The sequence below is a fragment of the Frankia sp. CcI156 genome (genome assembly GCF_001983015.1).
GTDB lineage: Bacteria > Actinomycetota > Actinomycetes > Frankiales > Frankiaceae > Frankia > Frankia casuarinae.
This window is the reverse complement of record NZ_MOMD01000032.1, coordinates 70,950-94,222: the sequence shown is the minus strand read 5'-3', so window position 1 is coordinate 94,222 and position 23,273 is coordinate 70,950. Positions and strand designations below refer to the sequence as shown.

Sequence of the window (23,273 nt, the reverse complement as noted above, 5' to 3'; positions counted from 1 at the left end):
GGCCGTCGCCAACTCCAGGGTCTGGCGAGTACTGCACACCGACCACCGGCGTCCGCTCCCGACCCGTCGGACGGAATTCTCCGTGATCTGGGCGCTCTATTTCTATTCCCCGAGTTCTGCGTAGCCCTCCTTATCACCCTCCTGGTTCTGGCGGTGCCGGGTGGACCCGGCCCAGGCCGACCTCGTTTACCGCACCCACCATTCCGGCGCGCTGGCGGCCATCGTCCTGCACACCACATCCGCGTACCTGGCCCGTTCGKAGAGCCCGACATAATCGTATCGCCGTCCTCACCTGTCCTGGTGAGGACAGGTGAGTCGGAAGATACCGGCCGAACAACTTTCGCCGGCGCCTCCTGGTGGGTACGAAAAAATCCTCTGCACACACGGCACGGACGGACCGTCCGCGCCCGGTTCCCGCCGCCGTGTTAGCCCGGACGGGGTACCTGGTGAGATCGTGCGGGGTAGCACGAGGACGTCGCAGAGTACTGTCGCCAGGGCGATTCAACGTACACGTACGCCGATAAATTACGCAGGGAAGGGGCGTCCCGCCATGCGCTCGCGAAAAATGTATTTTGCCGCCGTCGGTGCTGCCGGCGCCCTGGCCGCCGCCGTGGCCGGTCCAGCCGGTGCCGCGTTCCCCGACGGGGTGCCCGGTTCCAGTCAGGTCACGCTCCCGGGCGGCTTCGCCCTGCGGCCAGATCTCGACGTGAGTATCGACAACGTCGTCGTCAACCCGACCCCGCCTCATATCGTCGCGCAGATCAACCCGTTGTTCCGCGCCTACTCGATCGGGGCGGCCGACATCAACCGGATCCAGAGCCACCTGCGGTCGCTCGACCTGCGATCGGCAGGCGGGCACGGCATGGTCTCGTGGACGCTGAAGAACGTCACCGATCATCCGGTCGCCTTCGGCTGGTTCTCGAAGGAGGGGCGGGGCGGCAACGGGGTGCTGGCGGCGGGTGCCTCGCGCACCTTGGACACGCATTCCTCCCTCGTCGTGGCCCGCGTGTTCGACCAGTCGTGGAACCCCTCACCCCAGCTGCCGACGATCGGTGTGTCGACCCACGGTCGGCCGGTGCCGGCCAGCGGACAGGGCCCGTCGACCGCGGCCACCACTACCGGCCTTACCGGCACCGGTCCTACCGGCACCGGTCCTACCGGCACCGGCCCCGTCGCCCCGGGAGCCGGTATCGTGCCGGGCACGCGGGGCGAGGCGCCCTCGTACCCGCAGGCCTCTGGTGGCGGACAGGCCTCTGGTGGCGGACAGGCCTCTGCTGGCGGACAGACTCCCGGTACTGGGGAGTCGACCGGTGGCGGACAGATCCCCGGTACCGCGAAGGCTCCCGGAACGGGAGAAGCCCCGGCCCAGGAGACGGGCTCGACATCACCCGTAACCAGCGGCACGACACCACAGGGCTCGCCCGGGCAGCAGGGCGGCACCGGCACCAGTACCGGCACGACGGTACCGGCGACGCCGATCACGACGAACACCGTCCCCTTMACGGGATGACCGGCTCTATGGGATGACAGAGGTGACGGACGCGGGCACCCGGCGGCCTCGACCACCCGCCGGCTTGTCGGCGCCGCGCGCGTCGGCCGCGCTGATGGTCGCCGTGTGCGGGCTGCTGTTCCCGGCCGCCTGCGCGGTCGGTGGTGAGGGCATCGGCGCCGGCTCTTCGGCCACCGGTATGTCTTCGGCCATCCCCAGGTCTTCGGTAACCGCCAGGTCTTCTCGCGGCGCGGCGGCCGAGCCGGAGGCGGTGAACACGATTCTGACCGCGACCGTCGCCGGCGTGGACGTCTACCCAACGCCCATGTCCACCTGGCCCGCGTCGCGGCTGAGTAACCCGAATGAGGCGGGCGCGCCACGGGTCTTTCTCGTCACGGCGAGACTGCCCGGATGGTGGCAGGTCCTGCTGCCGATATGGCCCAACGGCAGCCGCGGATGGATCAGGGACGACCAGGTCCGCGCCAGCACCACCGCCTATCACCTGCAGGTCGTCCGCGGAGCCCACCAGTTGCGGCTGTATCGCGGGAACACGCTCATATCCCTGTTCGTGGTGGCGGTCGGAACCACGGACACGCCGACCCCCGGGGGGCGGTACTACCTGACCGAACTGCTGCGGCCGCGGAATCCGACCGGACCCTACGGGCCCTTCGCCTTCGGCCTCTCGGGCTTCTCCACCTCACTGGCCTCCTTCGAAGGCCATGCTCCGATTATCGGTCTGCATGGCACCGACCAGCCCCACACGCTGGGGCGTGACGTCAGCCACGGCTGCATCCGCCTGAGTAACAGCGACATCACCTGGTTGGCGGGCATGCTGCCCCTGGGCACGCCGGTCGACATCGTCGCCTGACCGGTCCCATCTCGACCTCGTCGGGGTCTGTCGCGGATGCGACAGACCCCGATGCCGATCTTGAATTACTCAAGGCTGAACCGGCAGCCCGGCAGCCCGGCAGCCCGGCAGCGGCTGGCCGCGGGGCAGAGCCGGTTCTGCGGGGTCGGCTGGGTGGATGCCGGCGCAGGAGCGCGAAGCCGAGGGTGGCGATCCATACTCCACCAGAGTGTGGAGCCGAGGAAGCCCGCCGATTCCCATGCGGGGACCCCGGGGATCGCGGTGGTCAGGATGTCGCCCTGGTTGAGCAGGTAGATGGCGCTTGCGACCAGGCCCAGCATGCCCACAGCGGCGGGAAGCAGACGGCGGCGGAGGATGATCACGGAGATCGTCGTCGACCAGGCGATGGCGAGCGTCTGGCCGAGGTGCTCGCCAAGCAGGGCGCCGCCGAGCTGGTGTTGTGCGAGCCAGGCGGCGTCGACGGCTGCTCGGGTCGTCGTGTCGCCGGCCATGTACTGCCGTGCCAGCGGCGGCACGACGAAAACCCAGCGCAGGAATCCGGCGAGCGCGAGCACGATCGCGGCGGAGCCGACCCAGGTCGCGGCGCGCAGGACGGGATCGTCCCGGCGACCGAGGGCCGTGGGCAGCAGCAGCGTCGGCGGTAGTAGCAGAGCGTAGGTCCAGCCGGTCGCGAACCAGGTCCAGACCAGGCCGGTGCCGCCTCGATGGAAGGACGGAAGGACGACTCGGTGGCCCGATGGACGGCCCCAACGCGCTCGCGCTCAACGAGCGGCTGCTCGCGGCGCTGGCCGACGGCGGGGTGCCGGCGGCGAACGCGGCCCGGTCCGCATATCTGCTGATCGTGTATGTGCTGGGCGCCATCGCGTTGGAGGCCGCCGAGCCGCACGAGCCGGGAACCACCGAGGCGGAGCGGATCGCCGCCCGCCGTGACGCGTTCGCTGCCGTGCCCGTCGAGCATTACCCACGCACCGCCAGCCAGATTGACGTGCTGGCCGCCTACGTCACCACCGAGCAGTTCAGCTGGGGCCTCGACCGTGTCCTTGACGGCATCGAACGCCTCATTGACCCCTGAGCGCGGGCAGTTCGTCGGCGCGGAGTCAAGGCTGTGGGATATTTTCAGTGGCGCTTCTCGCGCGTCCGCATCGAAAATCTTGTCGGGATTTCAGCGGTACCTCCTGGCCGGGCGGTGAACGGCCAATGAATCGGTCGGAATGGCGTCGGAATGGCGTCGGAATGAAGGTGGATAAAGCCGCTGTTCGGTGCTGCTCGATCGCCATCTCGAATGAATCGATAGCGCTGTGTAATAAGTGTTGACGACCTTCGTGGCGTGGGCCACAGTACCGGTTGAAAGTGGTGCTCGGCAGGTTGACCTGCTCGTGGCGACGAGAGGAAGCCGTTTCGAATTCCAGTAGTCTGGGCCAGGTCGGCTTTCCACATAGCCTCGCCGTGGGGCCAGACCTCCGGTCGGAAAAGTCGACCCAACGTTACGAGAGGCTCGATATGCACAACCCGGAAGGGCGCGGCACCTCGCCAGGTCCGGTGGCGCCGACGAGCGCGCGCCGCCTCGGGTCGGGAGCCGTGCGGTCGGGCGGAGACGTGGAAAGGATTCCGCTGTCGGCGGTGCAGCACGCAATGCTGTTGCACAGTGGCAGCGCTCCCGGCGAGGGATTCTACGTTCTGCAGAAGTTGTTCACGTTGCGGGAGCAGCTGAATCTGGCGGTGTTCGAGCAGGCACTGCGGGACCTGTTCGACTGGCATCCGATGCTGCGGACCAGGCTTCTGCTGGACCATCCGGACGGTCCGAGCCAGGTGGTCAGCAGTGATGTCGATGTGTCCTTGCCCGCGCGGGACTGGAGGCAGTTGGACAGCGCAACTCGGCAACAGAGCCTGCGCGAATACCTCGACRATGACAAGCGCCGGTCCTTCGATTTCGCGGCCGGGCCCCCGATGCGGTTCGCGGTCTTCCGCATGGATAATCATGAATACGAGTTCGTCTGGACGACCCATCATGCACTGATGGACGGGCGCTCCCTTTTCATGGTGAGCGCGGAACTCTTCGAACGGTACGATCACCTGCTCGTCGGGCGCCGGGCCGAGCGTCCCCGTCCGCGCCCGTACCGGGACTACGTCGCCTGGCTGGCCGAGCAGGACCTTGTCGCAGCGGAGTCGTTCTGGCGTGCCGATCTGGCTGGTGTTACGGAGCCCACGCCATTCGTCGTCGACGTGGTCCGCGTCCCCGACCCCGGTGAGAACGTCCTGACGGCCGTGGAGACCGAGCTTTCGGAAGAGATGACCAGGGCACTGGAACTCCTGGTCCGTGAGCAACAGGTAACCGCTAATAACGTCGTGCAGGCGGCGTGGACGGTCCTCCTGCAACAGCTCAGTGGCCGCCATGACGTAGTATTCGGTACAACCCGGGCATGTCGCGGATTCCTGGACGGCGCCCAGGACATGCTTGGTCTCTTTCTCAATAMGCTGCCATTCCGCGTCGTCGCCCCGAGCACGATGACCGTGATCGAGCTGCTGAAGCGGCTGCGACGGCATCAGCTGGCGCTGCGAGAGTTTGAGCACACCTCGCCGACCCGTATCCACACCTGGAGTGATATTCCGGCCTCGCTCCCGATGTTCGAGAGTCTGCTCATCTTTGAGAACTACCTGCCTGCTACCCGGCTGCGGTCGCTGGGGGGTTCCTGGCGGCACCGGGAATTCCGTCTGGAGGAGCAGACGAATTACCCGCTCACTCTCTATGCGAACCACGACCACCGCCTCATCCTCAGGATCGGTTATGACCGCCGCCGTTTCACCGACAAGACGGTAGAACGGATGGGATCCCAGGTTCGGCGGTTGTTGGAGGCGATGGTTGCCGCCCCGGAGGTCCCCCTCGGTGCGCTTCCGAAACTTGCCCCGGAGGAGCTGGCCGGCCGGCGGACGAAGGGACTGGCCGGGCCGGTCGGACCGGTTGAGCCGGTTGAGCCGGGGGAGCCGGCTGGAGTTGTCGAGCACGAGACCGACTGGGTACGGCGCCTGATGTCCGTCGAGCCGCTCGACCTCCCGCGCCGTAATCCGGTCGCGGATCCGCCGCACCGGTACCGGGATATCCGATTCCCCGTCCCCGCTGATCTCGCCGGCGTGGAGGAGAAGATGGCCGCACGGGATGGTGACGGCCGGGGGCGCGATAGGTCCGAATGGTTGCTCACGGTGCTGCTGGCCTTCCTGGTTCGATTCAGCGGTGCGGACGGTCCGGACGTCGACCTGTCGTGGGAAGCCGAATCCGACGCCTCGGGCGGGGATGGCATACCGCTTGCCCGCCATCGGCCGTTCCGGGTGCCCTCGCTCAACGAGAGCCGGGGTTTCCTGGAGTTCCGCCGTGAGGTGGCCAGGCAGCTCCGCCTGTTCAGCGGGCGTAGCGGCCACCCCCGCGACCTAGGGGTTCGTCACGCGGAGCTACGTGCGTGCGCGCCATGGGCCGAGCGCGGCATGCCGGTCGCCGTCGAGCTGGTTGACAATCTCGATGTCGCTGCCGAGCCGCGGTCCGCGACCGTGCTGTTCGCGCAGATCCCGCGAGACGGTGAGGGATGCCGCTGGCTCATCGCCGAGAACGTCCTGCAAACTGGTGCGGCCGACACGATGCGCTCCATGTTCGTCGCGTTCCTCGAGRCCCTCACGGGCTCCGCGACGGCCGATCTGACCCAGCTCCCGCTATTGTCGCCCGAGGACACGCAACGTGTGCTTGTCACCTGGAACGACACGGACGCCGACTACCCGCGCGACCTGTGCGCGCATCAGTTGTTCATACGGCAGGCACGTAGCCGTCCCGAGGCACCCGCCGTCGTCTGCTCTGATCGCAGTCTCTCGTACGGCGAACTTGATCGACGGTCGACGCGCCTCGCCGCGTTCCYCGGTCGCCACGGCATCGGTCCCGGCAGCCTTGTCGGCATCTACCTCGAGCGGTCGGAAGAAATTGTTGTCGCTGTACTCGGCGTGATGAAATCCGGAGCGGCCTTTGTGCCGTTGGATCCGGTGTATCCACCCGACCGCATCACTCAGATGCTCACCAGTTCGGGGTCGACACTGCTGCTCACCCGGACGAGTTTGGAGCCCGATGTCCGGGACTGCCCGGCGACCGTCGTCACGCTCGATCAGTACTGGGATGTGATCGCGACAGCCGGGGGCGGTCCGGGCGAGGAACATGACGAGGAATCTGACGAGGAAAAATATGACCGAGGGTCACCGGAGGGTCGTGCTTATGTAATCTACACGTCGGGGTCGACCGGCCGGCCCAAGGGGGTGGATGTCGGCCACCGGGCCCTGACGAACCTTCTGTGCTCGATGGCGCGGACTCCAGGATTTACCGAGTACGACCGCCTGCTGGCGGTGACCACGGTCTGCTTTKACATCGCCTACCTCGAGCTTCTCCTGCCGCTGGTGACAGGCGGGCAGGTCGAGGTGGTACCCGCCGATGTCGCCAGTGACGGGTTCGAACTGCGGAGACGGATCGAGCGGAGCCGCCCGACGGTCATGCAGGCGACCCCGGCGACCTGGCGGATGCTGATCGCCGCGGCCTGGGAGGGTGACCGTGGCCTGACGGCCCTGTGCGGAGGCGAACAGCTGCCTCGCGACCTCGCTGACGGCCTTCTCGCGCGGGTTGCGAAGGTGTGGAACCTCTACGGCCCRACCGAGACGACGATCTGGTCCTCGGTCGACCGCGTGGAGCCGGGTCGGCAGGTTACGATCGGGCGACCGATCGCCAATACCCGGTTTTACGTCCTCGACAGATGGCTTCAGCCGGTGCCGCCCGGGGTACCCGGCGAGCTGTACATCGGTGGGGACGGGGTGGCCGCGGGCTATCTCGGCGAGCCGGAGCTCACCCGGGAAAGGTTCGTCCGAGACCCGTTCGGACCGGACGAGTCCGCCGTCATGTACCGGACCGGGGACATCGTGCGCCACTTGCCCGACGGCCGGATTGACTACCTCCACAGGGTCGACAACCAGGTCAAGCTGCACGGATATCGCATCGAACCCGGTGAGATCGAAGAAGCTCTGCGCCGGCATGACGGCATCGCTGAGGCGGTGGTCTGCCCACGCGACATCGCCCCCGGTAACCGCCAGCTGGTGGCCTACCTCGTCTCGGCCGAATCCGGCCTCGGCGCGCGGCCGGAGGAACTCCGGCGGTACCTACGTACCCGACTACCTCCCTACATGATCCCGGCTGCGTTCGTGACCGTGACACGTCTGCCGCTGACAGCCAACGGCAAGATCGATCGTCGGTCCCTACCGGGGCCGCCTGAGGTTCTCCCGCCCGCAGGCGGAGAGCGGGTCCTGCCCCGTAGCGAGCTCGAGGCGGCAGTCGCCAGCATCTGGCGGGGTGTCCTGGGGGTGCCGGAGGTCGGAATCGACGAGAACTTCTTCGACGCCGGCGGTAACTCGTTGCTGCTCATGCAGGTTCTGATCCGGCTTCRGGCGGAGCTGTCCGAGTCGCTTACGCGGGTCGACATGTTCGCCTATCCGACTGTCCGGGGACTGGCGGCATACTTGTCCACCGCTGCGCCACGCCGGTCCGGTGACGCCGGATCCGGCGCGCCACACCCTCCCGGACGAGCTGGGGCACCCGAAGAATCCGGGGGGCGTTCCCGGTCAGCACTCGCGGGCCTCAGGCGCAGACGTGGTGGTCTCAGCTCCCGCCAGCCACCCGGCGCATGAGGCACCCGGCGCATGAGGCGGGCCCGTCGGCGACGCGTTCGAAAACTCGGCTGGGAAGGTGAGGAATGGTCCGCTRCAAGATCTGTTCACTGAACGCTGGTCATCCGGGAATATCACTTGACAATGATGGCGTGTGCAACCTGTGTAGCCTCGACGTCGCRGTCGAGATGTTCGAGAACTTCACCTACGTGTCCAGAACCTACGAGGAGTTCGCGAACAGCGGGCCGAACGAGCGTGGTCCCTACGACTGCCTGCTGATGTACAGCGGTGGCAAGGACAGCACGTACATGCTGGACAAGTTCGTGAACGAGTACCATAAAAGAGTCGTCTCCTACACCTTCGAAATTCCCTTCGAGAGCAGCCATGCCGCAGCGAACATGCGGCTTGCCCAGGAGAGGATCCCGGCCACCTTCGTCACCGACCGGTCCGACAAGATAAAGGACATGATGAGGGAGGTGTTCAACCGACCGGTCCCGGAGCGGCCGGGTAAGTACCTGGACGAGAAACTTCCCTGTGTCTCGTGCCGGTCATTCTTTGTCATCCGGGCAATCCTGCACGCGTGGCGGAACAACATCCCCTACATCATCCTGTGCGCGGACCCGCAACAGACGCTCACGATGGAGTCGAACGTCCGGAAGATCGTTAAGAACTTCTACCAGATCTTCGGCCGGGACCGGACCGGCGAGTTCTTCTCGGGCGGGCTGGAKGAACTACTGTTCGCCGACGAGCGTGAGCTGCCGAAGATTGTCTTTCCCTTCGTCGCCCTACGCGACGAATACGACCCCGACCGGATCGTCGCGGAGCTGAAGGCGAAAGGAATTTACGAATCCTCGCCATTCGAGAMCCACTGCACGCTTTTTCCGCTACTCAACTACTACTCGTTCAGGAATTGGGGCTGTATGTTCTACAAGCTGAACGCGTCGAGTTATGTGCGGGCGGTCAACCGAAACAAGGACTACGACCGGTCCACCTACAGTGTCAAGTTCCCCCGATCGGTCGATGTGGCCGAGGTCGAGGACCGACTCAGGGCGATCGTGTTCGAGATCGCGGCAGGGGAGGGGGACCCCGGCGCGCACGAGGAGGCCCTCGTCGAGGTGTTCAAGCAGCTTGATGCCGGCGAGGACRCCGCCCGGTATGTCGCCCGTAGTTTCCTCGACCTGCGTACCGTGGCCGCGGACATGGGCATCCGACTCGACTGAGAGTCTGCGCTGAAGGGGGAGACGATGGAACGACCAGACGACGTCCGGGATTCCGACATCGCTATTATCGGGATGGCGTGCCGTTTTCCCGGGGCCGATACCGTCGAGGAATTCTGGCAGAATCTGTGTGACGGGCGTGAGACCACCACCTTCTTCACCGAGGCCGAACTGCTGGCAGCCGGCGTCGGCCCCGCACTCGTGGCGGACCCGCGCTATGTGCGGGCCGGGCAGATACTGGCCGACATCGAGATGTTCGACGCCGAGGTCTTCGGGATCACGAGCGAGGAGGCGGAGCTCCTGGACCCACAGCAACGGCACTTCCTCGAATGCGCGCTCACGGCGCTTGAGAACGCCGGTTACAACCCGGACACCTGCCCCGGACCGATCGGTATCTATGCCGGCGCCGGGCTGAACACCTACCTTCTACGCAACCTCTCCGGCCGTTTCCGCCACGGGTCGACGCTGGAACGTTACCGGCTGATGATAGGCAACGACAAGGACTTCCTGGCGACGCGCGTGGCCTACAAGCTGAACCTGCGGGGCCCGGCGGTGAACGTGAACACCGCCTGCTCCACTTCGCTGGTGGCCGTCAATCTGGCCTGCCTGAGCCTGCTGGGCGGAGAGTGCGATCTTGCGTTGGCCGGAGCGGCCCATATCAAGGTGCCACAGGCCGAGGGCTACCTTTTCCAGGAGGGAATGATCCTGTCGCCGGACGGCCGGTGCCGGGCTTTCGACGCCCGAGCGCAGGGCACGATCCTCGGCAGCGGTGTCGGCATCGTGGTCCTGAAGCGGTTGGCCGACGCGCTCGCCGACGGCGACTGGATTCACGCGGTCATCAAGGGAAGCGCGGTCAACAACGACGGCGGCGCGAAGACCGGCTACACGGCTCCCAGCGTGCAGGGCCAGGCCGCCGTGATCGCCGAGGCTCAGGCTCTTGCCGGTTGCGCCGCCGAGACGATCACCTATGTCGAGGCCCACGGTACCGGCACCCCGCTCGGGGACCCGGTCGAGCTCGCCGCMCTGACCGACGTGTTCCTGCGGCAGGACGTGTTCCTGCGGCAGACAGGGGCAGGCGCCCGGTGCGCCATCGGTTCGGTCAAGACCAACATCGGCCACCTGGACGCGGCCTCCGGGATCGCCGGACTGATCAAAACCTCGCTGATGCTGCGACACCGGCGGATCGTGCCGAGCCTGCACTTCGAAAAACCCAATCCCGACATCGACTTCGACGCCAATCCCTTCCGCGTCGCCACGGAGTCCCAGGAGTGGCCGGCATCGGGCACAGCCCCGCGACGTGCCGGCGTGAGCTCGTTCGGCATTGGCGGGACGAACGCCCATGTGATTCTTGAGGAGCCGCCGCCCCGCGAACGCGAGCCCGGGGTGCCGCCTTCGGACGGCTGGCAGTTGCTGATGATCTCTGCCGGCTCGGTCGCGGCGCTCGAGGAGGCAACGGAGAATCTGGCGCGTCATCTGCGCGTGCACCGCGAGACGCYCGACCTCGCCGACGTGGCGTACACGCTCGCGGTGGGACGCCGGGCACGTGCGTACCGACGGGCGCTGGTGTGCCGGGACGTCCACGACGCCGCACTGACGCTCGCGCTCGGGGAGCCCGACCGCGTGTCCACCGGGCAGGTTGCCGACGGCGAGGCCGACGTAGTCTTCGTTTTCGCGCACCGTCTTATGGAGAACGGCGACGACACCCCTCTCGCCGGCCTGTACCGCGACGCCGCCGTATACCGCGACGTCGCTGTGTTCCGCGACGCGGTCGACCGGTGCGCGGTGGCCCTCAAGACTCTCGGGGTGAGGCCGCGGACACCCGACCCGGCGTCGTTGTTGCGTGCGCGGCATGGCGACGCCGTCGCCGCCTTCGTCGGGCAGTACGCTCTCGCCGAGCTCTGGACGGCATGTGGTGTGCGTCCGAGCGCGCTGGTGGGGTTCGGCTCGGGCGATCTGGTCGCCGCCTGCCTCGCCGGGATCTTCCCCCTCGAGTCCGCGCTCGGGCTGGCCTGGGCGCAGGCGCACGGCGAGCCGGCCGGCAACCTCACGCCAGCGGCCCCCCGGTACCCCGTGTGGTCCGCGGCAGTCAACGGTTGGCTGGACGTGGGTGCGCCGGTGCCGTCGGCGGGCTGGGTCGGGCCGCGTGACGAGACTCCCGACGCCGAGGAACGTCTCGCCCTCCTGCTCGACGGTCGGCGCGAGACATCATCCGGGCGGAAGGTTGTGCCATTGGAGATGGACCCGCGCGGCACCCGTCCCGACGCTGGCACCCGTCCCGACGACGACGCCCGACACGTGTGGCTGGCGACCGCGGGGCGCCTGTGGACAAGCGGCGTCAGCCTCGACTGGTCGGCGTTGCATGCTGGCCAGGGACATCGGCGCGTGCCCCTGCCGACCTACCCGTTCCAGCGCAGGCGCTACTGGGTCGAGGCGGACGAGCACGCGTTTCCGGCGACTGCCGGAGGAACCGATGCCGGCCCCGCGCCGGCGGAGGGGACGCTGCGCGACCGAGTGGAGACGGCACGGGACGCCGAGAGACCCGCACTTGTCATCGATTTCATCCAACATCAGGTCGCGGAAATGCTCGGACTGGACGATGCGGCACAGGTGGACCCGGATCAGAACCTCTTCACGCTGGGGCTGGACTCGCTGAATCTGATCGAGATCGCGGCACGGCTGGGTGCCGAGCTGGAGCAGGACGTCCGGGCCTCGGTCTTCACCGATCATCCGACTATCCGCGCCTACGTGGAAAAGCTGGCGGCATCGCAGGACCTGCCCGGCACCGGCCCAGGCACCCTGACGGGGTAGCCGGCGGTCCGTGGCGCGGATGCCTCCGGGACAGGCCGCCGGTGTCGTTCGACGTGTCGTGTCTCGGCATCCCGAGAGCCAACCCGCACCCGCAAGGGTGGCTCATCTGCTGGGTGGGAAGGTCGATGGTAACGGCTTGGGCGGGGCGACGATAGCCGGCTACGGGCGAGGCGGCCCTGGTGGAGGTTGCCGCGCATCCGGTGGACGCCGTTCTGCTCGACCTGATGTTGCCGGGCATGGATGGTTTGGAGGTGTGCCGTCGCCTGCGTACCTCAGGGGACCTGCCGGGCCTGGTGAGCCGCGGGCGCTGACCGTCGGCCCCCTGGAGATCCGTTGCGCGGAGGGGGTGGTCCTTCGGGACGGCCGCGACGCGCGCCTCACCTGCGGGTCAGCCGGGCAGCTGACGGGCATCTCCTGGCCATGCTGTCCGCGCGGCAACAAGGCATGTGGCGGTCCCGCGCGCGCCGGCTGTGGACCAGCTTCTGGACGATTCCGGCCCTGTGTACCGCCTTGGCGGTTGGTCTTGCCGTTTCGGTTCCCTGGCTGGATGAGCGGGGGCTGTCCGCCGCGCTGCCGTTCCTGTTCAGCGGCGGGCCGGACGGTGCACGATCCGTGTTGTCCGCGGTCGCCTCCTCCATGATCTCGTTTACCGCGCTGGTGTTCTCGATCACGATCGTGACGCTGCAGCTGACCAGTGGCCAGTTCTCGCCTCGGGTGCTGCGGACCTTCCTTCAGGATCGCCTCACCCAACTGGCACTGGGTGTCTTCGTTGCGACTTTCGTCTATGCGCTGGCGGTCCTGCGCTCGGTCCGCGGCGCGGACACGGCCCGGTCGTTTGTGCCGCGGACGGCTGTCACTCTGTCGGTTCTGCTGGTACTCATCAGCGTTGTGCTCTTCATCGCTTATATCCACCACGTGACCAATGCGGTCCGGGTGTCGCAGATCTTGGCCTCGATCGGCACGCAGACCCGCCGATGCATCRCTCGCCGCTTCGATGGCGTCGGCTCCGTATCCTCGGTACCTCTGCCGACGGCCGCGCGCAGCCCAAGATATAAGATCATAAGCGCCCCGCGGAACGGTATTATCGCCGTGGTGCGAGACCGACCGGTGGTTCGGGCTGCCTCGCAGGCTAATTGTCTGGTTGTGCTCKTGCCAAAGATCGGTGATTTCGTTGCTGCCGGGATGCCGCTGTTCACCGTGCACGATGGCCCCGCCGACGGCCTCCGCGGAGACCTCGACCGGCAGGCCGTGATTGACGCGGTGGATATCGAGATCGAGCGGAGCATGGAGCAGGACATTGCGTTCGGCTTCCGGCAGCTGGCCGATATCGCGGAACGCGCCCTGTCACCAGCCATGAACGACCATACGACCGCGGTGGCGGCGGTCGATCAGGTGCATGATCTGCTACGCCGGCTTGTCACGCGRCACCTGACGCCCCGGGCCCATACTGACCGGGACGRCCAGCCGCGGCTCGTGGTGCCGGAACCCGATCTCGAGGACTACCTGCGGATCGGCGTGGACGACATTAGCCGGTGGGCGCAGGACTCCCCACGGGTGCTCTCCCGGCTGCGCCTCATGCTGCGCGACGTGTACGAGCAGGCTCGGCCTGAGCACCGGGCGCGCATCGCTTGCCGCGTCACCCGCTTGGAGCGCCGCCYCGCCGCCAGGAAAGGCTGACCGGGACGGCTAGATGTCCCGTTGCATCCCCTCCCGTGACTGCCCAGACGTCACCTTCTCACCGCCGGTGAACGTCGCCGATGGGTGTGCTGATGGATGAGGTGTGCGATCGGGGATGCTTGGCGGTTGCCGCGGTCAGTGGTGGCGGTCCTCGTACTGCGCGGCTGTGGTGACGTCTCGGGGATAGGTGCGTAGCGCCCGGAGACCGACGAGGCCGGCGGCCACCATGGGAGCCATCATGATCAGGAAGGTGAGTTGCAGGCCCCGGCGGGGCGGGGGCGCGAGCTCGTCCGGAGGGGCCGGGATACAGCCAGCCGCGGGAACGGCGCCGAATGCCCGCGACCGATGCCTTCTTCCTCGAGGTGGAAGGCCCCCGCAGCCCGCAGCAGGTCGGGGGCGTCGCGGTTCTGAGACTCCTCCCCGGCAGCTCCTCGCCCACGCTCGCCGACATCCGCGCCCATGTCGCTCGGCGCCTGGCGGATATTCCCCCGATGTTGCGACGAGTCGTGTCGCCGGGGCCGTTGTCCGGCTACAGATGGGAACTGGCCCGGAGTATCGACCTGTCCTGGCATGTCCGCGAGGTGACCCGGCAGCCCGGAGCCGTGCGGCCGGATTCGCTGTCCGCCTCGCCCGCGCCCGCGCGATGGGCGGCCGTGACCACCGGCATGGTGCGGCTCGGGCTGGACGGAGCCGCGCCCCCCTTCCCCTGGTCTGGGCGATCGGGACCGGCTCGCCGGGTGCGGATGGTGCGGCTGCGACTGCCCGAGGTTCGGGCAGTCGCGCGGGCCGCGAACGCCCGCGTGACCGACGTCCTGCTCGCCATGGTGGCACAGGCTGGCCCAGCTGCTGGCCGAGCAGGGCCAGCCGTGCGGTGCGGCGGTCCGTGCCATCACGCCGATCTCTCTGCGCACGACAGGCACCGCCATCGGCGACGACCTGGGTAACGCGACCACGGCGGTGCAGCTTGACCTGCCGCTCGACCCGATGCCAGTGTCCTGGCGGTTGCGGGCGATTACCGCCGGTGGCCGGCGGGCGCGGCGCCCGGGGCGGATCCTCGCGGCCGGCGCGGCCCTGCGGGTGATAGGTGCCCTGCCGGCGCCGCTGCGCGGACCCGCGGCTCGCAGCGTCTATCAGGGTCGGCATATTGGAATGATCGTATCGAACCTTCCAGGCGCGGCGGGCCCGCGGGAGTTCGTCGGCCTGCCACTGCTCGACACCTACCCGCTGGTCCCCCCTCGCCGAAGGCGTGCCGCTTGCGGTGGGGGCACTCGGCTGGCAGGACGAACTCTGCCTCTCGGTGACGACGGATCCCAGCCTTGTGCCGCCGACGGCGGACCTGGCCGGGCGGCTGTCCGCCGGGCTGGACCAGCTGCGTCGCGAGGTGAGCGCCCCGGCGCGCGCCCCTGGGACGGGGTCCGCCTCGGCCGGCTACCAGGGGCGCCCAATCTCGATCGAGTGGGCTGGCCGCGGCTGGCGTCGCCCGGGCGATGCCGGTGACCCGTAAGGACGGCGTGTAGCCGGGAGCGGCCGTGGGTGGGGGCGGATGGTTGGCCGGTCGCCGGTGCGGGAATGGCCGAGGCGGTGGCCTGTCGAGTGCCTGACGGAGAGTGCCTGACGGAGAGTGCCTGACGGAGAGTGCCTGACGGAGAGTGCCTGACGGAGAGTCGGTGCGGGACGCTCGCAGGAGAGGGGTGGGTATGCGCGACTTCCCGATCGACCTGGGGATCAGGCCTGGCGCGGGAATGGGCGCGGGGCGGCCGATATGACCGCGGTCCGGCTTCCTGACCCGGTACGGCGGGTCCGGGCGATGCGTTCTGGTGGTGTGAGCGCGGCGGCGTTGGAGCGGGATCTGGCGGCGCGGGTGGATGGTGAGGTGCGGTTCGACGCCGGCACCCGGGGGGCGTATTCGACGGACGCGTCCAATTTCCGGCAGGTGCCGATCGGGGTGGTGGTACCGAGGTCGGTGGAGGCGGGTGCCGAGGCGGTCGCGGTGTGCCGGGAGCATGACGCGCCGGTGCTGTCGCGGGGTGGGGGGACGAGCCTGGCGGGGGAGTCGACGAACGCGGCGGTGATGATTGACTGGTCGAAGTACTGCACCGGGCTGTTGTCGGTGGATCCGGATGGCCGGCGGTGCGTGGTGGAGCCGGGCGTTGTACTGGACCATCTCAACGACCTGCTGTCGCCGCATGGGCTGYGGTTCGGGCCGGAGCCGGCCACGCACAACCACTGCACCCTCGGCGGGATGATCGGGAACAACTCGTGCGGGTCGACGGCACAGCGGGCCGGCAAGGTGGTGGACAACATCGCCCGCCTGGAGGTGCTGCTGTATGACGGGACCCGGATGTGGGTGGGGGAGACATCCGACGATGAGTATGTCGAGACCGTGCGTGCGGGAGGCCGTCGGGCGCAGGTGTACCGGCAGGTGCGGGAGCTGCGGGACCACTATCTGGCCGAGATCCGGCGGTGCTATCCGGAGGTGCCGCGGCGGGTGTCCGGCTACAACCTGGACAGCCTGCTGCCAGAAAAGCACTTCCATGTCGCGCGGGCCTTGGTCGGCAGCGAGTCGACGTTGGTCACGGTGCTGCGGGCCGAGCTGGAACTGGTGCCGGTGGTGCCGGCACAGTCGCTGGTCGTGCTCGGCTACCCGGACATCGCCGCGGCCGGGGACGCGGTACGGCGGGTGCTGCCGCACGACCCGATCGCGTTGGAGGGCCTGGACGACAGGCTGATCCACTTCGAGCGGGAGAAGCACCTGTACCCGGAGGCGTTGGCGCTGCTGCCCGAGGGATCGGCCGGCTGGCTGCTCGTGCAGTTCGGCGGCCAGACAACCGAGGAGGCCGACCGCAAGGCCCGGGCGATGCTGGACGACCTGTGCTCCTCGCCGCATCCGCCGGTGGCGTCGTTCTTCGACGACCCGGCCCGGGAGGCCGAGCTGTGGGAGGTGCGGGAGGCGGGACTGGGCGCGACTACCCGGGTGCCGGGCCTGCCGGATACCTGGCCCGGGTTCGAGGACAGCGCGGTCAGCCCGGACCGGCTCGGCGACTACCTGCGCGACCTACGCAAGCTGTACGGCGAGTTCGGGTTCTCCGAGGCGTCGCTCTACGGCCATTTCGGGCAGGGCTGCGTGCACAGCCGGATCCCGTTCGACCTGGTCACCGCCTCTGGGGTGGGCAGCTATCGGGAGTTCTTGGAACGGGCCGCGGACCTGGTCGCCTCCTATGGTGGGTCGCTGTCCGGGGAGCACGGCGACGGCCAGCAGCGCGGCGAGCTGCTGCCGAAGATGTTCGGCGCGGACATCGTCCGCGCGTTCGGTCAGTTCAAGGCGATTTTCGATCCGGGGAACCGGATGAACCCCGGCAAGGTCGTGGCTCCCTATCCGATTGACGACAAACTGCGGCTGGGCGCGGACTGGGAACCCGCCGAGACGGAGACCTTCTTCCGCTACCCACATGACGGGGGCAGTTTCAGCCGGGCGGTGCTGCGCTGCGTCGGGGTCGGCCGCTGCCGCCGCGAGGGCGGCGGTGTGATGTGCCCGTCCTACATGGTCACCCGGGAGGAGGAGCATTCGACTCGGGGCCGAGCCCGGCTGCTGTTCGAGATGCTGGCGGGCCACCCGGACTCGCCGATCCGCGACGGCTGGCGCTCGACAGCGGTGCGCGACGCGCTCGACCTGTGCCTGGCCTGCAAGGGCTGCAAGAGCGACTGCCCGGTGAACGTGGACATGGCCACCTACAAGGCCGAGTTTCTGGCCCACCACTATGCGGGGCGCATCCGGCCGCTGGCTCATTACTCGATGGGATGGCTGCCGCTGGCCGCCAGGCTCGCTTCCCTGGCGCCCCGGACGGTGAACGCGCTCGCGACCGCGCCCGGGCTCACCGACCTGGTGAAGCTCGCCGGCGGGGTGGCCCGGGCACGGGCCATCCCGCCGTTCGCGTCCGAGTCCCTGCAGGCCTGGTACGCCCGGCGCGGGCCGCGAGGATCCGGCCGGCGGGGCGAGGTGGTGCTCTGGCCGGACACCTTTACCAACCGCTTCCACCCGCACATCGGGCAGGCGGCGATCGAGGTGTTGGAGGACGCCGGCTGGCGGGTCGTGACGCCCGGCGGGACGGTGTGCTGCGGCCTGACCTGGATCTCCACGGGCCAGCTGGCCACCGCRCAGCGGGTGCTGCGGCGCACGACCCGGCTGCTGCATCCGTACCTGCGGGCCGGGACGCCGATCGTCGGGCTCGAACCGAGCTGTACGGCGGTCTTCCGCTCAGACGCCGAGGAACTGTTCCCGYGCGACCCCGACGTCTCCCGGCTGCGCCAGCAGACCCTGACCTTCGCCGAGCTGCTGTACGACCGAACGCCCGGCTGGCAACCTCCGTCGCTGGGCCGGSCCGCGATGGTCCAGACCCACTGCCACCAGCACGCGGTGCTGGGTTTCAACGCGGACACCGCGCTGATGCGCGAGATGGGGATGGACCCGCGGGTGCTGGACTCGGGCTGCTGCGGACTCGCGGGCAACTTCGGCTTCGAGCGGGGCCACTACGACGTGTCACAGGCCTGCGGGGAGCGGGTGCTGTTTCCCGCCCTGCGCGACGCGCCCGACGGCGCCTTGGTCTTGGCGGACGGCTTCAGCTGCCGCACACAGATCGAGCAGGGCGAGGCCGGTGGGCGGCAGGCCGTCCATCTCGCCGAAGTGGTGGCCATGGCCCGGTTCGGCGACGTGCCGGCAGCCCGGCCGGAGCAGGCTGTCGAGCGGCCCTCGTCGCCACGGGCCGCGTCGCTGGCGGTATTGCCCGGTCTCGGCGTTGCCGCGGCGGCCGCAGGCGGCCTGGCCGCCCGCGCCGCGGGACAGCGGATCCGTGACCACTGAATATCCCGGCACTGGACGTATCGCGGCACTGGACGGAGGGATGATGCGGAGATCAGCTGACCAGCCGGGCGGCCGGCGCGGAGTGGTGGTGGTCACCGGGGGTTCGGCGGGGCTCGGTCGGGCGATCGTCCGGCAGTTCGCGCGCCGCGGCTACGACGTGGGTGTCCTGGCCCGTGGCGAGGATGGTCTGGCCGGTGCGGTAGCGGACGTGGCGGCGGCGGGCCGGCGCGGCCTCGCGCTGCCCGCGGACGTCGCCGACGCCGCGGGCGTGCAGGAGGCCGCCGAGCGGGCGCGCGCGGAGCTGGGGCCGGTCGACGTCTGGGTCAACAACGCGATGGCCAGCGTCTTCGCTCCCTTTCCCCAGATCACCCCGGAGGAGTTCGAACGCGCCACAGTCACCACCTACCTGGGCCATGTCAACGGAACCCGTGCGGCGCTGCGGCACATGATGGCACGTGACCACGGGGTGATCATCCAGGTGGGTTCCGCCCTCGCCTTCCGCGGTATCCCGTTGCAGTCGGCCTACTGCGGCGCCAAGCACGCCATCGTCGGCTTCACCGAGTCGGTGCTGACCGAACTGCTGCACGACGGCAGCAACGTGCGGGTTGTGATGGTACACATGCCCGCGCTCAACACCGTCCAGTTCAACTGGGTGTGCTCCCGGCTGCGTCACCACCCGCGGCCCGTCCCGCCGATCTACCAGCCCGAGGTGGGCGCGCGTGCGGTGGTCCACGCGGCCGAGCACCCACGGCGCAGCATGTGGGTCGGCGTCTCCACCGTCGCCACCATCCTTGGCAACCGGATCGCGCCCGCCCTGCTGGACCGCTACCTCRCCCGCACCGGCTACGCCAGCCAGCAGGCACCCGACGACCACAACCCGATGCTCGGCGAGAACATCTTCTACCCGGTGCCCGGCGACCACGGCGCGCACGGCGATTTCGACGACCGCGCCCACGCCCACAGCCCGGAACTCTGGCTCAGCCAGCACCGCCGCGGGGTGCTCGCCGCCGTGGTCACCGCGGCCGGCATGGGAGTCGGGGCCGGCATGGGAGTCGGGGCCGACCGGATGCCCCGGCACCGGTAGGGGGCCGGCGACGGGCGCGCCGGGCCAGCCTGTTGATCTTTCGGTTGCCTGACGAATCCCAGCGGTAGGGGAGAACGTCCGCCCAGGTGGGAACGCTTACCTTGGCGGCCCGTGCAGATCGGCCGCCGTAGGTGGCACCAAGATTGCCAAAAAAGTCAGTCAGGAGGGAACACTCACTCATGGGCGCATTCGAAGAGGCGAAAGGCAAGATCAAGAAAGCGGCAGCCGATGTGACCGGCAGCGAAGGGCTGCGGCAGGAGGGGCAGCAGCAGGAGGAGAAGGGCCGGGAGCAGCGCGAGGCGGAAGAGGCCCGGGCTCAGGCTCAGGCCCACGAGAGGGAAGCCGAAGGCCACGAGCAGCGGGAGCGGTCCGAACAGGGGACCTGACCACGGTACGGATCGTGGCAACCGAGGCGGTGTCCCGCGGCCTGGAACCAGCCGCGGGACCAACAATGTGCGGGACCAACAATGTGGCGGATCGGTCGGACCGGGTGGGCGGCGCTCAGGGCCATGCGGACCGGGTGGGGGATCCTGCTGGTGGCGCAGCCCGGGCTGGTTCTGCGGGCCGCGGGCGGCCACTCCTCCAGCCGCGCCCGGCCGGCAGCCGTGCGGGTGCTGGGAGCCCGCCATCTCGTCCAGAGCCTGCTACCGCCGGGCCGGCTTGGCGTCGCTGCGGACTGCCTGCATGCCGCGAGCATGCTCGCTTTCGCCGCGGCCGTTCCCGGGCACCGCCGGCTGGCCTTGGCCGACTCCGTGGTGGCGTCGGCGTTCGCGGCGTCAGCGTTCGCGGCCGAGCAGCCAACCCTGCAGGAGGTCTCCGCGGCGAGGGGACGGGCCGCGCGGGGTGCGGGCGACGGCCCCGGCCAGACCGAGGGCGCAGCCGCCCAGCATCGGCGCTGCCGCCAGCCATAGCCAGCCTGTCCGGATCTGGCTGATCAGACTGGCCTGCAAGTCTCGCAGTACCGCCTGGGCGCTCGCCGGCAGAGCCGGCACCGCCCTGGTGACTCGGTCCCGCCGAAGGCTGGTGCGGCTGCCGCCGGTGCCTTGAGGTGACCGGCGGGTCGCGGGGGCCGAGGTTGTCTCCTGGCTTCGCCAGCCAAGGTGAACGTTCGGAGGAGGATTTCGTGCCGGAGGGCCGCCCAGCCCCGCGAGCCTGGCGGATCTTCCGTGGCCACGGAAGCCAACCTCGCCCACCCCGTCCCGGGGCAGCAGCCTGGGCGACCGGGTAGGCGTGGCGGGCCGCGGTTTCGGGGAGACAGCAGGCATGCCAGCGGTTGAGAGCGTGGAGGTCGCCGCCTACCTGGTGCCGACCGAGCAGCCCGAGTCGGACGGGACGCTGGAGTGGGGTTCCGTCACCCTGGTGGTGGTGACGGTCCGGACCGGCGGCCAGGCCGGTCTGGGCTACACCTACTGCCATCTCGCTGCCGCGGATGTCGTCGCGGGAAAGTTGGCGGCGGTGGTGACTGGCCGGGACGCGTTGCGGGTCGGTGCCTGCTGGTCGGCGATGYAGGCGGCGGTGCGGAACATCGGCCGTCCCGGCATGGCCGCAGAGGCGATCTCGGCGGTGGACATAGCGCTGTGGGATCTCAAGGCGCGGCTGCTCGGTGTCCCGCTGGTGGTGGCGCTGGACGCGGTGCACGACCGGGTCCCGATCTACGGCAGTGGCGGCTTCACGTCCTATCCGGACAGCCAGCTCTGCGATCAGTTGTCGGGTTGGGCGGCGGCGGGTATCCCGCGGGTGAAGATGAAGGTCGGCCGGGACCCGGCGGAGGACCGGAAGCGGGTGGCTGTGGCCCGGCGGGCAGTCGGATCCGACGTCGRGCTCTATGTGGACGCGAACGGGGCGTACAGCCGCAAGCAGGCGTTGATGCTGGCGGAGATCTTCGCGGAGCAGGATGTGCGCTGGTTCGAGGAGCCGGTCAGCTCCGACGACCTGGAGGGGTTGCGGCTGCTGCGGGACCGCGGCCCGGCGGGGATGGACATCGCGGCCGGCGAGTACGGCTACACGTTGTCCGGTCTGGAACGGATGCTGGCCGCGGGTGCTGTCGACTGCCTGCAGGTGGACGTCACCCGCTGCGGCGGCATCAGCGGGTTCCTGCGGGCGGCGGCGCTGTGCGACGCGCGGGGGATCGACCTGTCCGCCCACTGTGCGCCGCAGGTCAGCGTGCACGCCTGCACCGCGGTGTGGCATCTGCGGCACCTCGAGTACTTCCACGACCACGTCCGGGTCGAACATCTGCTGTTCGACGGGGTCCTCGATGCGCGGCCGGACGGGACGCTGGTCCCGGATCGGTCGCGGTGCGGCCTGGGCCTGTCGGTGCGGCAGCGGGACGCCGAACGGTTCCGGGTCCGATGACCGCGGCGTACGGCGAGGCGGACCACAGCACCGGGCCGGACGGGTCGATGCGCTGGGCTGTGTGCGCCGGCCCCGCCCGCTGTGCGTTCGGGCTGTTCTGATGGGTATGGCAGGAGCTTCTGGCGGGTATGGCAGGAGCGTGAGCCGGTTGACCGGCTGGATCAGTGGGATCGTCGCCGCTGCCGCGATGCTGGTGGGCGCCACCGGCTGCGGTACTGGCGGCGGGCCCGGCTCGCCGACGGCGGACCGGGCCGCCGCCGCGGACAGAGCCGGGCTCGGCGCCGTTGCGGGCATCGTCTCCGACGTCGAGCCGTCCGTTGTCACCATCCTGGTCGGGAACGAGCTGGGCAGCGGCATCGTCTACCGCGCCGACGGTGTCATCGTCACCAACCAGCATGTGATTGCCCAGGCATCCGGTGGAAAGGCCGAGGTGGCCTTCGCCGACGGCCGCCGGGTGGCCGGTCGGGTACAGGCCGCCGATGAGATCAGCGACATCGCCGTGGTGAAGGTGAACCGGACCGGCCTACCCGCCGCGACGTTCCGTAAGGATCTGCCCCAGGTGGGCGAGTTGGCGGTGGCGATCGGCAGCCCGCTGGGATTCGAGAACAGCGTCACCGCCGGGATCATCTCCGGCGTGAACCGGAACCTGCCCGTATCCGGTCAGCAGGGTGGGCAGGGGCGGCCGCTGGTGGACCTTATCCAGACCGATGCGGCGATCTCGCCCGGTAACTCCGGCGGGGCGCTGCTGGACAGCCAGGGCCGGGTCGTGGGCATCAACGAGGCCTACATCCCACCGTCGACCGGAGCCTCGTCGCTGGGCTTCGCGATACCGTCCGCGACCGCGGTTGACGCCGTTGAGCAGTTGCTGCGCACCGGGACCGTGAAGCACGCCTTCGTTGGCGTCCAGCTCGCCACCCTCACCTCGGCGATCGCTGAGCGGCTCGGACTGGACGTGCGTGCCGGGGCGCTCGTGCTGGCCGTCGTGCGCGGCGGGCCCGCGGGCAAGGCAGGTGTTCTACCCGGTGATGTCATCCGTAGCTTTAACGGCAAGTCGGTCGCCTCCGCCGGGGAGTTCTCCGCCAGGCTGCGCGAGGTATCCCCGGGTGACATGGTGACGCTAGGCGTCCACCGAGACGGCAGGGACCACACAGTGCAGGTCAGGGTGTCCGACCGGCCCGGCTGAGAGCTTCGCCGCCGATGCGGCGTCCCACCTCGGGGCTCGGCCCGGGGCTTCCGAG

The 23,273-nt window shown here is 69.0% G+C and carries 16 protein-coding genes and 2 pseudogenes; 17 read left to right on the top strand and 1 reads right to left on the bottom strand.

Translation table 11 applies throughout. From position 1 onward, the window contains the following. Nucleotides 1–550 precede the first annotated feature (550 nt). Nucleotides 551–1,510 (top strand): hypothetical protein, encoded by a 960-nt coding sequence (locus CcI156_RS13415; RefSeq protein ID WP_139341499.1) that lies wholly within the window; start codon nucleotides 551–553, stop codon nucleotides 1,508–1,510. Nucleotides 1,511–1,523: 13 nt separating this feature from the next. Then, the gene (locus CcI156_RS13410) at nucleotides 1,524–2,357 is read left to right on the top strand and encodes a L,D-transpeptidase (protein WP_011436404.1); all 834 of its coding nucleotides are present in this window, start codon (nucleotides 1,524–1,526) and stop codon (nucleotides 2,355–2,357) included. A 65-nt stretch (nucleotides 2,358–2,422) separates the two neighbouring features. Here the strand turns inward: CcI156_RS13410 and CcI156_RS13405 are convergent, their stop codons facing one another. Beyond that, nucleotides 2,423–3,046: a DUF4386 domain-containing protein gene (locus CcI156_RS13405; RefSeq protein ID WP_198031000.1), complete on the bottom strand. Its 624-nt coding sequence runs from the start codon at nucleotides 3,044–3,046 to the stop codon at nucleotides 2,423–2,425. Between the two features lie 47 nt (nucleotides 3,047–3,093). Here CcI156_RS13405 and CcI156_RS13400 point away from each other — a divergent pair, with 47 nt between their 5' ends. From CcI156_RS13400 to CcI156_RS13335, 15 genes and pseudogenes are all read left to right on the top strand, one after another. Next, a complete protein-coding gene (locus CcI156_RS13400) occupies nucleotides 3,094–3,429 on the top strand; it encodes a TetR/AcrR family transcriptional regulator C-terminal domain-containing protein (RefSeq protein WP_023841243.1) in 336 nt (111 codons plus the stop codon). Between the two features lie 428 nt (nucleotides 3,430–3,857). Then, nucleotides 3,858–8,057, top strand: a complete 4,200-nt coding sequence (locus CcI156_RS13395; protein ID WP_083718513.1) for a non-ribosomal peptide synthetase — start codon at nucleotides 3,858–3,860, stop codon at nucleotides 8,055–8,057. 65 nt (nucleotides 8,058–8,122) lie between these two features. Next, the gene (locus CcI156_RS13390) at nucleotides 8,123–9,256 is read left to right on the top strand and encodes an OzmP (RefSeq protein ID WP_076805978.1); all 1,134 of its coding nucleotides are present in this window, start codon (nucleotides 8,123–8,125) and stop codon (nucleotides 9,254–9,256) included. A 24-nt stretch (nucleotides 9,257–9,280) separates the two neighbouring features. Then, nucleotides 9,281–12,061 carry a type I polyketide synthase gene (locus CcI156_RS27490; RefSeq protein WP_076805977.1) on the top strand — a complete coding sequence of 927 codons (2,781 nt, stop codon included), beginning with the start codon at nucleotides 9,281–9,283 and terminating at the stop codon, nucleotides 12,059–12,061. Between the two features lie 173 nt (nucleotides 12,062–12,234). Further along, a pseudogene (locus CcI156_RS13380) lies at nucleotides 12,235–12,372 on the top strand (response regulator); the annotation flags it as partial. A 109-nt stretch (nucleotides 12,373–12,481) separates the two neighbouring features. Then, complete coding sequence (locus CcI156_RS13375) at nucleotides 12,482–13,738, top strand: DUF2254 domain-containing protein (RefSeq protein ID WP_254847411.1); 1,257 nt, start codon at nucleotides 12,482–12,484, stop codon at nucleotides 13,736–13,738. A 332-nt stretch (nucleotides 13,739–14,070) separates the two neighbouring features. Then, nucleotides 14,071–14,682: a wax ester/triacylglycerol synthase domain-containing protein gene (locus CcI156_RS13370; protein WP_035732345.1), complete on the top strand. Its 612-nt coding sequence runs from the start codon at nucleotides 14,071–14,073 to the stop codon at nucleotides 14,680–14,682. A 40-nt stretch (nucleotides 14,683–14,722) separates the two neighbouring features. Next, a pseudogene (locus CcI156_RS27775) lies at nucleotides 14,723–14,914 on the top strand (hypothetical protein); the annotation flags it as partial. A gap of 70 nt (nucleotides 14,915–14,984) precedes the next feature. Continuing rightward, nucleotides 14,985–15,242 carry a hypothetical protein gene (locus CcI156_RS26925; protein WP_023841238.1) on the top strand — a complete coding sequence of 86 codons (258 nt, stop codon included), beginning with the start codon at nucleotides 14,985–14,987 and terminating at the stop codon, nucleotides 15,240–15,242. A 258-nt stretch (nucleotides 15,243–15,500) separates the two neighbouring features. Further along, the gene (locus CcI156_RS13360) at nucleotides 15,501–18,596 is read left to right on the top strand and encodes an FAD-binding and (Fe-S)-binding domain-containing protein (RefSeq protein ID WP_139341498.1); all 3,096 of its coding nucleotides are present in this window, start codon (nucleotides 15,501–15,503) and stop codon (nucleotides 18,594–18,596) included. Nucleotides 18,597–18,639: 43 nt separating this feature from the next. Then, the gene (locus CcI156_RS13355) at nucleotides 18,640–19,680 is read left to right on the top strand and encodes an SDR family oxidoreductase (RefSeq protein WP_076806001.1); all 1,041 of its coding nucleotides are present in this window, start codon (nucleotides 18,640–18,642) and stop codon (nucleotides 19,678–19,680) included. Nucleotides 19,681–19,859: 179 nt separating this feature from the next. Next, a complete protein-coding gene (locus CcI156_RS24885; protein WP_023841235.1) occupies nucleotides 19,860–20,066 on the top strand; it encodes a hypothetical protein in 207 nt (68 codons plus the stop codon). 123 nt (nucleotides 20,067–20,189) lie between these two features. Further along, a complete protein-coding gene (locus tag CcI156_RS25665; protein ID WP_051623852.1) occupies nucleotides 20,190–20,591 on the top strand; it encodes a hypothetical protein in 402 nt (133 codons plus the stop codon). Nucleotides 20,592–20,943: 352 nt separating this feature from the next. Continuing rightward, nucleotides 20,944–22,035, top strand: a complete 1,092-nt coding sequence (locus tag CcI156_RS13340; RefSeq protein WP_076805998.1) for an enolase C-terminal domain-like protein — start codon at nucleotides 20,944–20,946, stop codon at nucleotides 22,033–22,035. Between the two features lie 139 nt (nucleotides 22,036–22,174). Continuing rightward, nucleotides 22,175–23,218 (top strand): S1C family serine protease, encoded by a 1,044-nt coding sequence (locus tag CcI156_RS13335; RefSeq protein ID WP_011436419.1) that lies wholly within the window; start codon nucleotides 22,175–22,177, stop codon nucleotides 23,216–23,218. The last annotated feature ends 55 nt before the right edge of the window (nucleotides 23,219–23,273 follow it).

Excerpts from the sequence above, each read along its gene's own strand:
- CcI156_RS13410 (WP_011436404.1), top strand. The coding sequence starts at position 1,524 with ATGACAGAGGTGACGGACGCGGGCACCCGGCGGCCTCGACCACCCGCC.
- CcI156_RS13400 (WP_023841243.1), top strand. The coding sequence starts at position 3,094 with ATGGACGGCCCCAACGCGCTCGCGCTCAACGAGCGGCTGCTCGCGGCG.
- CcI156_RS13370 (WP_035732345.1), top strand. The coding sequence starts at position 14,071 with ATGCCCGCGACCGATGCCTTCTTCCTCGAGGTGGAAGGCCCCCGCAGC.
- CcI156_RS24885 (WP_023841235.1), top strand. The coding sequence starts at position 19,860 with ATGGGCGCATTCGAAGAGGCGAAAGGCAAGATCAAGAAAGCGGCAGCC.
- CcI156_RS25665 (WP_051623852.1), top strand. The coding sequence starts at position 20,190 with ATGCGGACCGGGTGGGGGATCCTGCTGGTGGCGCAGCCCGGGCTGGTT.